Source organism: Bacillus sp. Marseille-P3661 (assembly GCF_900240995.1).
Lineage (GTDB): Bacteria > Bacillota > Bacilli > Bacillales > Bacillaceae_J > OESV01.
In genome coordinates this window covers 1168327-1181912 of record NZ_LT965953.1, presented here as the reverse complement: position 1 = coordinate 1181912, position 13586 = coordinate 1168327, and the positions used below count along the sequence as shown (strand labels likewise).

Here is a 13586-nt window from a genome sequence, read left to right as displayed (position 1 = left end):
CAATAATTTAGTATAAAACAGTTGACAATACTCTATACAAAAATATGAACATTATTTCCAAATAAAAACGGCTGCTACTGCAGCCGTCTGCTAATTAATTATTAACTTTCGTTTTTAAAGGAAGATCTAATCGAATTATATCTTCATATGTCTCCCGTTTAACTACTAATTGCACTTCTCCGTTTTCAACAAACACTACTGCAGGTCTTGCAATTCGATTGTAATTGTTAGCCATGGAATAACCGTAAGCACCTGTACATGATACAGCTAACAAATCTCCTGGCATCGCTTTTGGCAGCGGCAAATCCCAAATTAGCATATCTCCTGATTCACAGCATTTTCCTGCAATTGAAACAGTTTCTTCAACCGGATCATTTGCACGGTTTGCTAACATTGCCTCATATTTCGCTTGATACAAAGCAGGTCTCAGATTATCACTCATTCCACCATCAACAGCTAAATATTTTCTAACATTCGGAATATCTTTATTTGACCCCACTGAATAAAGAGTTGTTCCTGCATCAGCCACAATAGAACGACCAGGTTCGATCCAAATCTCAGGCATTTCAATCTTAAGATTATTAACATGCGATTTTACCTTATCAATAATTGCAGATACATACTGTTCAGGCTGGATAGGATCATCCTCTTCTGTATAACGAATTCCGAAACCACCGCCTAAGTTTAATACTTTTGGAACATAATTTAGCTCACTAAACCATTTCTCTATAGCAGAAAAAATTTTATCAACTGCCAGAATAAAGCCGGTTGTTTCAAAAATTTGCGAACCAATATGGCTATGAATACCTAAAAGTTCTATATGTGGGGATTTTCTTGCTATCTCAATTGCTTTCTCAACTTGACCACTTGTTAAATCAAAACCAAATTTAGAATCTTCTTGTCCTGTCATTATATAATCATGGGTATGGGCTTCAATTCCTGGAGAAATTCTCAATAATACCGATACCGTTTTTCCGAACTCTTTACCTACTTGTTCTAACAAAGTAAGTTCATAAAAGTTATCCGCTACAAAACAACCAATTCCAGCTTGTACGCCCATCCTAATTTCTTCAATACTTTTATTATTTCCATGAAAATGAATACGTTCACTAGGAAAGTTGGCAGCTAAAGCAGTAAATAATTCCCCACCAGAGACAACATCTAAACTTAGCCCTTCTTCTTCCACGAGCTGTATCATTGCAATTGTTGAAAAAGCTTTACTTGCGTATGCTACTTGAGCCTTAACCTCATGTCTTTCAAAGGTTTGTTTAAATGCTCTAGCTCTCTTTTTCATTAATTCTACATCATATATAAATAAGGGCGTACCATATTCTTTAGCTAAATATACTGTGTCTATTCCACCGATTTCTAGATGTCCTTGATCATTTATGCGACTAGTTCCATGCAAATACATATTTTCCCCTCATTTCAAAATATTAGAAAAACTTGACTGATTACGTTTGTTCTTCTTATACCTTAGTCTCTTTTAAGTTTATAAAGTATAAAATACGACATTTGCCAGCTAGCAAATGTCGTATTTTATTACATGAAAATGTAGTTTGATCCTTAAATTATGTTCAATACTGTTTATACTAGTTACATTAAATTTATCATAGGACATCTATTGTTGCAATAGACATATCAACTACTAGTACGGATTAGTTTAATACAGGCTTTCTTGAAGGCTGTTTTTTCTTGTTCCGAGGATGCGTAATTTGCGGTCTAGTTCTATTTACAGGTACTGATACTCGGAAAAGAATCTGTATTACAGCATGAAGATCAAATGGCAAAAATGGCCATAGATAAGGTGTATTTAATGAGCGAATAGAAACTAAGAACAGGATATAAAGGGTTAATCCAATTACAAATCCTGGAACCCCAAATAAAAATACTGCCAAAAGTAAAAATAGGTTTGCCTGTTTATTAGCGACACTAAGCTCATAACTTGGCGTAGCAAACGAACCTATCGCTGCAACAGCTACATATAAAATGACTTCTGCTGAGAATAAACCGACATCAATGGCGATTTGACCTATTAACGCTGCAGCAATTAAACCCATTGCAGTTGACAATGGTGTAGGTGTATGAATGGCAGCCATCCGGAGCATATCGATCCCTAAGTTTGCGATAATAATTTGCAAAATTAGCGGAACATTATAATCATCCTCATTTGGGCCAATAAAATTTAATGCATCTGGCAATAGACCTTGATTCTGCACAAACAAATACCATAAAGGAACAAGGAAGAGCGAAGCAATAATGCCGAAAAATCGAACCCATCTTAAAAACATCCCAACGGCAGGTGTTTGTCGATATTCCTCAGCATGCTGTACATGATGAAATAATGTAGTTGGCGTAATGATTACACTTGGAGAAGTGTCTACCATGATAATCACATGCCCCTCCAAAATATGAGTGGCAGCTACATCTGGTCTTTCTGTATAACGTACCAGAGGATATGGATTCCAGCCTTGCTTTACTAAAAATTCCTCAATTGTTTTATCTGCCATTGGAATTCCATCAATTTCAATGGCTTTTATTTCTTTTTTAATGATTTCAATTAGTTCAGGATTGGCTACATCTTGTAAATAAGCGATACATATATCTGTTTTAGAACGTTCTCCGACTTGGAAAATTTCGTGGCGGAGCCTTTCATCACGGATGCGTCTACGTGTCAATGCAGTGTTTTCTATGATATTCTCTGTATATCCGTCTCTAGCACCTCTAATAACTTTTTCAGTATCTGGCTCCTGTGGAGATCGACCTGGATAACTCCTAACATCAACAATAAAACAGGTATTCTCACCTTCAACCATAATAATTATTAAGCCTGATAATAATTGGTCAACTACCTTGTCCATATCCTTGCCTATTTCAACTTGTTGATGAATTAATCTATTTTCAATTACATCTTTAGCATTTGACTCATAACTTTTTTCTTTATCATTGATTTCAACAATTTCTTTAAGCAATTGAATAATAAAGGACGTATCACATAGTCCATTTAAAAAATATATATGAACATTCTTTTTTAAGACCTTTATTTTCCGAACACCTAAATCAAAACTTGTTCCAATACCTATTCGATCTTTTAGGTATTCTTCATTTTCGACTACGATTGGTGAAATACACCTTTTATCTTTATTCACTTGAGTTGTCATTAAAACCACTCCTCTCTAATATCAACTCAACAGCTTGCAATGTTATAGGACATCCTTTCTCGAGTGAATCATATCTTGACATTTTTCCGATATCACCCACACCGATAACTATCGGTATATTTAGTTGATCTAGCACATAGACGGTATCGCCGTTTATTCGTCCAATTTCAATATCAGGCAATCCACTTTTATCAACCCCGAATTCGGTAAGGTTACCGTCGCGATCTATGGAAACATCTACACGTGTCCATTCCGCATACCTTGTTTTAGATGCAACTGCAATGACACCTAACACTTCAATATCTGGATGTGTTGCAACATATTTTAAAGCCCTTTCACCACTTCCTTCCCCAGTTAAACCACTGTCATCGAACATCAAAAATACAGGTTCGTCAATTGTTTTCTTCGCAAGTCTAACCATTTCACTGCCACTCATCGTTGTTGGATTGCCTGCCGATTGGGAAATACAATGTCCCCCTACTTTTTTCGCGGCATTTAATACAGCATGATGTGCATATTCATCTCCATCTGTAACTAAAATAACTTTTCTTTTCATTTGATATCACCTTTATCCCTTAGGTTGGAAGATGAGCGCTACTAAATAGGCAAATAAAATGGCTGAAGAAATACCAGCAGAAGTTAATTGAAAAATACCCATGCCGATCCCAATAAATCCGTGTTCTTCCGCCGATGCCATTGCACCATGTAATAATGAATGGCCAAAGCTAGAAATTGGAATGGTGGCACCTGCACCCGCAAAGTCGATTAATTTATCATATAAACCAAATCCATCTAATATTGCACCTGCTACTACAAATGAGGTCATTACGTGTGCAGGAGTTAGTTTGAATTTGTCTAATAATAACTGGCCAATTAAACAAATTAATCCACCAACAATAAAAGCAATGATATAATCCACTTTTACTCAACCCTTTCAAGCACAACACCGTGGGCTATCGTTGGAATAGTCTCTTTCTGCTGAATCATAATCGGGCTTAAAAGCGCACCCGTTGCAATCACTAAAACACGTTTTAAATGCCCTTCTTTAAGTTGTTGAATGATGTGCCCATACGTAACCACTGCTGAGCAAGCACACCCACTTCCTCCCGCAAATACTTCCTGATCAGATCTATATACCATTAATCCACAGTCGTTATAGTTTTTATGAATATCAAATCCTTCACGAAACATCATTTCCTTTAAAATAGGTGCTCCTACCCCAGATAAGTCACCAGTAACAATTAGATCATAATCTCTAGGGGTTTTACCTAAATCACGGAAATGACTTATCATGGTATCAGCTGCAGCCGGTGCCATTGCTGATCCCATATCAAACGGATTACCAATTCCGTAGTCAGTTACTCTTCCGATCGTTGCTGCAGTTATTTTAACCGGTCCTTTTTCTTTGCCGATTAATATTGCACCCGCACCAGTCACTGTAAATGTAGCTGTATTAGGCTTTTGACCCCCATATTCTGTTGGGTATCTAAATTGGCGTTCAGCTGTCGCGTTGTGGCTACTAACCGCGGCTAAAGCTCTATTTGCAAAACCTCCATCAATAAGTGTAGAGGCCACGGCTAATGTTTCCATTGATGTTGAACAGGCACCAAACATACATAAAAACGGTATTTTATTCTCTCTTGCAACATAATTGGAGGTAACATTTTGATTTAATAAATCACCAGCCAGAAAAAAATCAACATCTGTTGCACTAAGATTTACTTTTTCTAAACATAACCGAATCGAGTCTTCCATTAATTTTCGCTCAGCTCGTTCCCAATTTTTTTCACCACAATGCAAATCATCATACTTCACATCAAAGGTATGTGCTAATGGCCCCTCCGATTCTTTTGGACCAACTGCGGTTCCTGTGGAATACACATAGATTTCATTTTGAAACAACCAAGATTGTTTTCCAATTAACCTCATTTTCAATCATCCTTTATGATAGTAAAAGTTTTATTGAATAACGAAGAAAGCCAATCAAAGTTGCAGCTACTACCCCGTAGACAATGACAGATCCCGCTAACTTAAACATGTTCGTTGCAATCCCTAATACTAGACCTTCACTTTTGTGTTCAAGTGCAGCACTAGTCATAGAATTAGCAAATCCAGTGACTGGAACCAATGATCCTGCACCTGCGAATTGACCGATTTTATCATAGACTCCAAGTCCAGTTAATAAAGAAGCAATAATAATTAGCGTAGCTACTGTTGGGTTGCCAGCACTTTTTTCGGTAAAATCAAAAAATGTCATATAGAAATTCTGAATACCTTGACCTAGCATACAAATAAAACCACCAACTAAAAACGCTTTTAGACCATTTTGCAAGTATGGAGTCGCAGGCTGGAAAGGCTTAATTTGCGATTTATAATTCTCTTTGGATATTTTTTCATTCACCTTTTTATGCCTCCCTTAAAGTTAATCTAAAAGATCGACAAAATAAATCCAGTGAAACATTGATCCTAAAATCTTCCCAAAAACAATAGCCATAATAAGAACAACTATTTTATCCTGAACCCCAATTCTTTTGGCTAATATCGGAAATACATTGACGACTTCGGTAATCGCAGCTGCTAGCATGCCTACGAAGATACCATCTACTAAACCAATCGGCATGACGAGCATTGGTGAAAATCTAAAAATAATTTCATCTAAACTAAGCCAACTAAAAAACGCTGCTCCTACTACTACACTCCACTCATAGGAACGAATATATTTCATTGTCTTTGTTAATTGCATTAACCTTGGTATAATTCCAAGCACCGTTAGAAAAGCTACAAATCCTGATCCAACAGCTATCCCACCTGCGAATCCTACTGAGATAACCAACAAAATTTCAACGGTCGGGCTCAATTTTTTTCATACTTTCTTTGTTTTCTTTGATCATTACATATTGATCAAGGTCCATCTGGTACTTAAACATTTCTACTTCTAACGGACTCGGCTCTTCATTAAGTCGTTTTCGGAATAAATGATTAAAAAAAAGAATCATTCCTATTCCTAAGCCTAATGAATATGGAATTTGTAAAAGCAGAGGTTTTTCTACTTTCGTACCAGTTATAATGTAGTATAGTTCTTGATGTACCTCCTGCATGGAAACATCTTCATGAAAGTTCATAATGGTCATACCAGCACCGATAAAAAGCAATATCCATACAGATGCAAGTAATCCAATTGTAAACTGTCTTGGTTTATACATAACTTCTACAATTGACTGCGTTGGACCTATTGACTGGACATCTATTGATTCATTATAGTTTTGAATAGCTTGTATTACTCTCATAACATCAATAACAACTATATTTTGATCACTTTTACAGATTAAATGGATTGGCAATGCAGATATTTCTTTCTTTAATTGTTCAGATGTAACGATTTGTGCTAAATCACCAAGCTTTACTAAAGAATCCGGAGGAGCCTGTACACGTTGACGCATTCGGATATAGACAACTTCTTCCATTTACTACACCTCGCATTACTCAAACCAAATCCTTGTACATCTAGTATGGTTATGGCACTGTCTCCTCATGCGAATAAGAACCAACCAATAAATGGAATAAAGGAACCACAAGTCAAAGTTTTAACAATAAAAAAACACGTAATTTCTTTACTTAAGAAAATTACGTGTTTTACCATTAACCCATATGATCTTTCATTTGTTGCAGGATTTTCTTTTCTAGTCGGGAGACTTGAACTTGGGATATACCTAACCTGCCTGCTACCTCAGACTGTGTTTGATCTTTATAATATCGTAAATAAACAATCAACCGTTCTCGTTCATCTAAATCTCTAATCGCCTCTTGAAGAGCAATTTTATCAAACCATCTTGTTTCAGAATGATCAGCAATTTGGTCAAGAAGAGTAATTGGATCCCCATCATTTTCATATACTGTTTCATGAATAGAAGATGGGGTACGGCTTGCCTCTTGTGCAAGTACAACATCCTCGGGTGAAATTTCCAACTCTTCCGCTATTTCTACAACAGTGGGAGTTCGTCCAAGTTTTTTTGTTAATTCATCTTTTAACTTTCTAATTTTATTTCCTGTTTCTTTCAATGAACGACTTACTTTAACAGTTCCGTCATCCCTGATAAAACGTTGAATTTCACCAATAATCATCGGGACGGCATATGTTGAAAATTTAACATCATATGATAAATCAAATTTATCAACAGACTTAAGAAGACCAATACAACCAATTTGAAATAGGTCATCTGGTTCATAACCACGGTTAATAAACCGTTGGACAACCGACCAAACGAGACGCATGTTTTTTTGAACTATTAAGTCACGAGCAGCTTGATCTCCATCTTGGCTTTTACGAATTAGATCTTTTACCTCATGATCCTTTAAATACGTTTCTTCTTTTTGCTTTTTGACCTCCACATCCATTGGCAAATCTCCTTAATTACACAAAGCTTTGCTTTTTGCTAGATATTTGGTTAAATGAATGGTTGTACCATTATTAAATTGAGATTCAATAACCATTTCATCCATAAAGTTTTCCATAATTGTGAAACCCATCCCTGACCGTTCTAGTTCTGGTTTTGTCGTATATAAAGGCTGTCTAGCTTCATCTAAATTAGTAATACCAATACCTTGATCTTTAATGGTTATATGAACTGCTCCTTCATCTAGTGTAACTGCAATATATACCTCTCCATTTGGATCATTTTCATAACCATGAATAATTGCATTTGTAACTGCTTCCGAAACAACTGTTTTAATCTCGGTTAACTCGTCCAAAGTTGGATCTAATTGTGCAATAAATGCTGCAACAGTTACACGTGCAAAAGATTCATTTTGGCTTAATGCTGAAAATTTTAATTCCATACTATTCTTCACTTAGGCCACCCCCAATGTTTCTAGAGCATATTTCTCATCATCTACCAAACGAATGATTTTAAATAACCCAGACATTTCAAAAAGCCTTTTAACAGCTGGTGAGATAGAACAAACAAGCATCTCTCCACCTTGGCTTTGGATTTGTTTATAGCGGCCTAAGATGACACCAAGCCCAGAGCTATCCATAAAGGTTAACTCTTCTAAATTTAAAACTATATGAACGATCTTATTCTTTTCTATAGCATTTGTTACTTTTGTTCGTAATTCCTCTGCGGTGTGGTGGTCAAGTTCTCCTGTTAGTCGGATGAGCAGCACATTATTTTTAGTCTCTAAATGGATGTTCAGACTCACTTTTCATTTCCTCCTCATTGATAGTCTTAAGTGAGTCATTTCTATATCGTTTTTGCAAATTCCTGCTACATGACAAAACTAGTGTTTATTCGTTAAAATTCTTCATCAGTTTGAGTATTTAGCGAATTGTCCAATTGTTCGTTTAAACAAATTCCACCATGATGCAGCAGATACTTCTTCTGCAGCCAATAACGGGCTTTCTACAAGAACTTTATCGCCTTTTTTTAGGATAAGGACTCCTAATTCATCACCTTTAGCAATCGGTGCCTTGATATCTTTATTAATTTCAATTTCCTGTTCAATATCGTCAATGCTCTCACCCTTTTTGGTTAAAATAGAAATAGGTTCAGAGGTCACTGCATCAAGTTTACTTAGTTGGCCTTTTGAAACCTGTACTTTTGTTAACGCTTGATTTCGCTCATACATTGGGTGTGTTTGATATTGACTAAAACCATAATCTAACATTTTCGTTATTTGCGCATTTCGATCTTTAGGGGTAGGTGCCCCCATAACAACAGCAATGACACGCATTCCATTTTTCTTTGCAGTCGCTGTTAAACAATACTTTGCTTCACTTGTGTAACCAGTTTTAAGTCCGTCAACACCCGGATAAAATTTCACTAATCGATTTGTATTAACAAGCCAAAATTTCTTTTCACTATCCTGCCGTAAATAGTCTTCATAAAGACTTGTGTAGTTGGTAATACGGTCGTATTTCAACAGTTCTTTTGCAATAAGAGCCATATCTCTAGCAGTACTATAATGTTCTTCAGCAGGTAATCCTGTAGAATTTTTAAAACTAGTATTTTTTAATCCTAGCTCTTTTGCTTTATCATTCATCATTCTAATGAACTCATCAGCAGATCCAGCTAGATGTTCAGCCATAGCAACAGATGCATCATTTCCAGAAGCAATTGCGATGCCCTTTAACATTTCATCGACAGTCATTTCTTCTCCCGGTTCAAGGAAGATTTGAGATCCACCCATTGACGCTGCATATTCACTGGTCCTTACTTTGTCCTCTAATTTTATTTTACCTTGATCAAGCGCTTCCATAATAAGCAACATCGTCATAATTTTGGTCATACTTGCAGGTGGCAGTTTTTCATCTGCAGCTTTTTCATAAAGAACAGTTCCTGTATCTCTCTCAATTAAAATGGCTGAAGAAGCATTTTCAGCTAGCTGGACTTTTGATTCTTCTGCGAATCCTGTACCCACAAACATAGTAAACAGGAGTATAAAGCTAAAAACTACTTTTAATAAACGAAACATAAAATCTCCCTCCATTCATTTCTCATCCAACTGTCACCTATCATTAAAGAATCGCATTAGAAAAACACGGAATTTGCACTTTGGCCAATTACGATGCGTCTCATCTAACTCTTATTATTTTTTAAGAGACAGTAAGGTAAAGTTCATACTCGACATTTTTTCCAATTATTTCTGTTTTATACCATTTTTTCCGTTTATTTAATCTTTGGCTATAAACTTTTTAATTAAGAAAAGCGTAAGTGCATTAAATCTTGCCTAAGAGCAGCAACATCCTGCAAGAAAAGGTAAACTCATCGCCATCCTAGCTCTTATTCGGACAGGGAGCACCGGCTAATATTGCCACGTCCTTTGGCATTAGGTGAACCCGAGGGAGGTGAAAAGATATGGACAAAATTATTAACTATCAATTCTTTAAAACAAAAAAAACGGACAACCCAATTTGGGTTGTCCATCTGCTTGATTATGAAATACTACCATAAATTAATGGTGGAGCTTTGACCTTTTCAGCGGTTATTGTATAGCTATTGGTAAGGAGTTCTTTAACCTTATCAACATTTTCGTAATTGCTATAAATGGTAACAAGAGATTCACCTTTTTTTACTTCGTCGCCAATTTTTTTTCTTAATAATAGTCCAACGGCTAAATCAATTCTGTCTTCCTTGGTTGCTCTTCCTGCACCTAATAACATTGCTGCAATTCCTACCTGATCTGCAATAATTGTTGACACTGTTCCAGTTTTCTCCGCTTTTAAATCAATTTTAAACTTGGCTAGAGGAAGTTTTTGCGTATCCTCGGTAATGGATGGGTCTCCCCCTTGAGCGGCAATAAATGTTTTAAATTTTTCCAATGCAGCACCTGTTTGGATTGCTTGTTGCAGTAATTCTCTTGCCTCGTCAAGCGAATTTGCTTTCTCTGCTAAATACACCATACGGCTGCCAAGTTCGAGACATAGTTCCTCCAAATCTTTCGGACCTTTACCTTTCAATGTATCAATAGCTTCTTTTACTTCTAAAGCGTTTCCAATTGCCAAGCCAAGCGGTTGACTCATATCAGAAATGACAGCCATCGTTTTCCGCCCTACTTTTTTCCCAATCTCAACCATAGCTGTCGCAAGTTCCTTTGCAGACTCTCTTTCTTTCATAAATGCCCCAGAACCCGTTTTTACATCAAGTAAAATGGCATCTGCTCCTGCAGCGATTTTTTTACTCATAATTGAGCTAGCTATAAGTGGGATAGAATTGACAGTCGCTGTCACATCCCTAAGTCCATATAACTTTTTATCTGCCGGTGTTAAATTACCACTTTGCCCAATAACCGCGATTTTATTTTTATTGACTAGCTCTATGAACTGCTGATTACTTATTTCAACATGAAACCCTGGTACAGATTCTAATTTATCAATCGTTCCACCAGTATGTCCTAACCCACGACCTGACATTTTAGCAACCGGGACACCGACTGCGGCCACCAATGGTGCTAACACCAATGTTGTCGTATCACCGACACCTCCTGTCGAGTGCTTATCGACTTTGATCCCTTCAATTGCAGATAAGTCAATTTTATCCCCAGAATCAACGATTGCCATTGTTAATTCTGCTCGCTCATTTTCAGTCATATCTTCAAAATAGATAGCCATTGCTAAAGCGCTCATTTGATAATCAGGAATAGTCCCAGCCGTATACCCTTCAATTATGTAGCGAATTTCCTCTTGGTTTAGTTCTTTTCCATCCCGTTTTTTTTGAATCAAGTCGACCATTCTCATTTCGATAACTCCTTAATCCCCAAAATATTTTATATTGTTGCTGATTCTTATTTAACCTATGTACCTTCGCTAACTTCTTTAACATATTTTTTATAGGCCTTAATTGCATTTATATTACCTTGACTGTTTCTTTTATTAATGTTAGAAACTGCTCTTTTACTAACTCCGTTGTTTCCATTACTTCCTCGTGTGTAAGTGGTTGATCTAAAATGCCAGCGGCCATGTTTGAAATACAAGAAATCCCTAACACTTTTAGACCAGAATGCCGTGCTACAATTACCTCCGGAACCGTAGACATTCCTACTGCATCTCCCCCTAGATTTCGTAACATCCGAACTTCTGCAGGTGTTTCATAGCTGGGTCCAGTATTGGCAATATATACTCCTTCTTTTAAAGCAATGCCCAAGGATTCACCCACCTTTTTGACCTTTTGCTGCAACTCCCAATCATATGCTGAAGACATATCTGGAAATCGCACTCCCAATGCCGCTTCATTATGACCTATTAACGGGTTTTGTCCCATATTATTAATATGATCGCTAATAATCATTAAATCTCCTGGCTTAAAATCAGTATTTATACCACCTGCAGCATTAGTCACAATTAATGTTTTAACACCAATAGCTTTCATTACCCGTACAGGGAACGTTACTTTTTCAAGTGAGTATCCTTCATAAAAATGAAAACGACCTTGCATTGCAATAACTTGTATCCCTTGCAATTTACCGATTACTAATTGCCCTTTATGCCCTTCAACTGTAGAAAGTGGAAAGTTCGGGATGTCACGATATGGAATCTTAACTGGATCGTCGATTTCATCAGCTAGTACACCTAACCCTGAACCCAATATTAAACCAATTGTAGGGGGATTGTTCTTAATTTTAGTTTGAACATATTCTGCCGCTATTTTAATATGTTGTACGTTCACTGTTTCTCACCTCGTGTTATAGCCTATCTAAGAAACTGCTACCAAATTCAGGTTTCTTTACTTGAAAAATATCAGCTATAGTTGCACCAACATCTGCAAAAGTTTTACATACTGGTAATTGCTCTCCAACTTCAATTTCGTTATGGTATACAAGTAAAGGCACAAACTCTCTAGTATGATCAGTACCATGATGAACGGGATCATTTCCATGATCGGCTGTAATCATCAATAGGTCATCCTCTTTCATTGCTGCAAGTACCTCAGTTAATCGTTGGTCAAATTCCTGTAAGGCAATACCATACCCCTTTGGATCACGTCTGTGTCCATACTTAGCGTCAAAATCTACCAAATTTAAAAAACTTAAGCCCTCAAAATCCATCGCAAATGTATCCATTAAACGATCCATTCCGTCCATATTGGATACAGTTCTTAATGATTTTGTTACACCTTCACCATCAAAAATATCAGAAATTTTACCAACAGCAATAACATCAAGATTATTATCTTTTAATTCGTTCATAACCGTACGAGCAAAAGGCTTTAACGCATAGTCATGACGATTAGAAGTTCGTTCAAATTTACCTGGGGTTCCTATGAATGGACGAGCAATAATTCTTCCAACCATGTACTTCTCATCTAATGTCAACTTCCGAGCTATTTCACAAATTTTATATAACTCGTCTAATGGAACAATTTCCTCATGTGCAGCAATTTGCAATACTGAGTCTGCAGAGGTATATACAATAATATCTCCGGTTTGCATATGCTGCTCACCAAGTTCAACTAAAATTTCTGTACCTGATGCTGGCTTATTTCCTATTACTTTTCTGCCCGTTTGCTTTTCTATTTCAGCAATTAATTCTCTTGGAAATCCTTCAGGGAAAGTTCTAAATGGTTTATCAATATACAGACCCATAAGCTCCCAATGCCCAGTCATTGTGTCTTTCCCAACAGATGCTTCCTGCATCTTTGTAAAATGGGCTAGAGGTTGTTCAGCTTTTGAAATGCCTTTAATTTCTCTGATATTACTTAGGCCAAGCTTTGCCATATTAGGCATGGTTAAACCATTCATATGTTCTGCGATATGTCCAAGCGTATCCGCCCCTTTATCACCGAATTGCTCTGCATCAGGTGACTCACCGATACCAACAGAATCCATTACAATTAGAAAAACTCGTTTAAAGCGTTTGCGTTTATTCATATACTTTCAAAACCTCCTAAACTTTACAGTCGACCTATGATTACTATTCCCTTCATATACTTA

At 36.7% G+C, this 13586-nt stretch carries 15 protein-coding genes; all 15 read right to left on the bottom strand.

The annotated features are described in order from the left end of the window. Positions 1 to 94: 94 nt before the first annotated feature. Positions 95 to 1414: a diaminopimelate decarboxylase gene (gene lysA / locus C1724_RS05510; RefSeq protein WP_102345710.1), complete on the bottom strand. Its 1320-nt coding sequence runs from the start codon at positions 1412 to 1414 to the stop codon at positions 95 to 97. A 244-nt stretch (positions 1415 to 1658) separates the two neighbouring features. Then, positions 1659 to 3161, bottom strand: coding sequence for a spore germination protein (locus C1724_RS05505; protein WP_102345709.1), 1503 nt, complete (start codon positions 3159 to 3161; stop codon positions 1659 to 1661). Then, positions 3142 to 3717 carry a stage V sporulation protein AE gene (locus C1724_RS05500; RefSeq protein WP_102345708.1) on the bottom strand — a complete coding sequence of 192 codons (576 nt, stop codon included), beginning with the start codon at positions 3715 to 3717 and terminating at the stop codon, positions 3142 to 3144. The genes C1724_RS05505 and C1724_RS05500 overlap by 20 nt, the downstream gene beginning before the upstream one ends. 12 nt (positions 3718 to 3729) lie before the next feature. Continuing rightward, on the bottom strand, positions 3730 to 4080 hold the full coding sequence (gene spoVAE, locus C1724_RS05495; protein WP_102345707.1) for a stage V sporulation protein AE: 351 nt from the start codon (positions 4078 to 4080) through the stop codon (positions 3730 to 3732). A gap of 2 nt (positions 4081 to 4082) precedes the next feature. Beyond that, the gene (gene spoVAD, locus C1724_RS05490) at positions 4083 to 5090 is read right to left on the bottom strand and encodes a stage V sporulation protein AD (protein WP_102345706.1); all 1008 of its coding nucleotides are present in this window, start codon (positions 5088 to 5090) and stop codon (positions 4083 to 4085) included. A gap of 13 nt (positions 5091 to 5103) precedes the next feature. Next, positions 5104 to 5562 carry a stage V sporulation protein AC gene (gene spoVAC / locus C1724_RS05485; RefSeq protein ID WP_102345705.1) on the bottom strand — a complete coding sequence of 153 codons (459 nt, stop codon included), beginning with the start codon at positions 5560 to 5562 and terminating at the stop codon, positions 5104 to 5106. Between the two features lie 21 nt (positions 5563 to 5583). After that, the gene (locus C1724_RS05480) at positions 5584 to 5997 is read right to left on the bottom strand and encodes a stage V sporulation protein AB (RefSeq protein ID WP_374703440.1); all 414 of its coding nucleotides are present in this window, start codon (positions 5995 to 5997) and stop codon (positions 5584 to 5586) included. Between the two features lie 4 nt (positions 5998 to 6001). Beyond that, positions 6002 to 6625, bottom strand: a complete 624-nt coding sequence (locus C1724_RS05475; protein WP_102345703.1) for a stage V sporulation protein AA — start codon at positions 6623 to 6625, stop codon at positions 6002 to 6004. Positions 6626 to 6800: 175 nt separating this feature from the next. Then, positions 6801 to 7556 carry an RNA polymerase sporulation sigma factor SigF gene (gene sigF / locus C1724_RS05470; RefSeq protein ID WP_102345702.1) on the bottom strand — a complete coding sequence of 252 codons (756 nt, stop codon included), beginning with the start codon at positions 7554 to 7556 and terminating at the stop codon, positions 6801 to 6803. A 12-nt stretch (positions 7557 to 7568) separates the two neighbouring features. Further along, positions 7569 to 8009 carry an anti-sigma F factor gene (gene spoIIAB, locus C1724_RS05465; protein WP_102345701.1) on the bottom strand — a complete coding sequence of 147 codons (441 nt, stop codon included), beginning with the start codon at positions 8007 to 8009 and terminating at the stop codon, positions 7569 to 7571. After that, complete coding sequence (gene spoIIAA, locus C1724_RS05460; RefSeq protein ID WP_102345700.1) at positions 8010 to 8360, bottom strand: anti-sigma F factor antagonist; 351 nt, start codon at positions 8358 to 8360, stop codon at positions 8010 to 8012. Positions 8361 to 8465: 105 nt separating this feature from the next. Further along, the gene (locus C1724_RS05455; RefSeq protein ID WP_102345699.1) at positions 8466 to 9632 is read right to left on the bottom strand and encodes a D-alanyl-D-alanine carboxypeptidase family protein; all 1167 of its coding nucleotides are present in this window, start codon (positions 9630 to 9632) and stop codon (positions 8466 to 8468) included. Between the two features lie 460 nt (positions 9633 to 10092). After that, complete coding sequence (locus C1724_RS05450; protein WP_102345698.1) at positions 10093 to 11394, bottom strand: pyrimidine-nucleoside phosphorylase; 1302 nt, start codon at positions 11392 to 11394, stop codon at positions 10093 to 10095. A gap of 109 nt (positions 11395 to 11503) precedes the next feature. Then, positions 11504 to 12322, bottom strand: coding sequence for a purine-nucleoside phosphorylase (locus C1724_RS05445; protein ID WP_102345697.1), 819 nt, complete (start codon positions 12320 to 12322; stop codon positions 11504 to 11506). A gap of 16 nt (positions 12323 to 12338) precedes the next feature. Then, entirely contained in the window at positions 12339 to 13523 is a 1185-nt protein-coding gene (deoB, locus tag C1724_RS05440) for a phosphopentomutase (protein ID WP_102345696.1), read from the bottom strand. Positions 13524 to 13586: the final 63 nt, after the last annotated feature.

Bases quoted from the DNA above. Each gene is read 5' to 3' on its own strand.
- lysA (WP_102345710.1), bottom strand. From the start codon at position 1,414: ATGTATTTGCATGGAACTAGTCGCATAAATGATCAAGGACATCTAGAA.
- C1724_RS05505 (WP_102345709.1), bottom strand. From the start codon at position 3,161: ATGACAACTCAAGTGAATAAAGATAAAAGGTGTATTTCACCAATCGTA.
- C1724_RS05500 (WP_102345708.1), bottom strand. From the start codon at position 3,717: ATGAAAAGAAAAGTTATTTTAGTTACAGATGGAGATGAATATGCACAT.
- spoVAD (WP_102345706.1), bottom strand. From the start codon at position 5,090: ATGAGGTTAATTGGAAAACAATCTTGGTTGTTTCAAAATGAAATCTAT.
- C1724_RS05475 (WP_102345703.1), bottom strand. From the start codon at position 6,625: ATGGAAGAAGTTGTCTATATCCGAATGCGTCAACGTGTACAGGCTCCT.
- sigF (WP_102345702.1), bottom strand. From the start codon at position 7,556: ATGGATGTGGAGGTCAAAAAGCAAAAAGAAGAAACGTATTTAAAGGAT.
- C1724_RS05455 (WP_102345699.1), bottom strand. From the start codon at position 9,632: ATGTTTCGTTTATTAAAAGTAGTTTTTAGCTTTATACTCCTGTTTACT.
- C1724_RS05450 (WP_102345698.1), bottom strand. From the start codon at position 11,394: ATGAGAATGGTCGACTTGATTCAAAAAAAACGGGATGGAAAAGAACTA.
- deoB (WP_102345696.1), bottom strand. From the start codon at position 13,523: ATGAATAAACGCAAACGCTTTAAACGAGTTTTTCTAATTGTAATGGAT.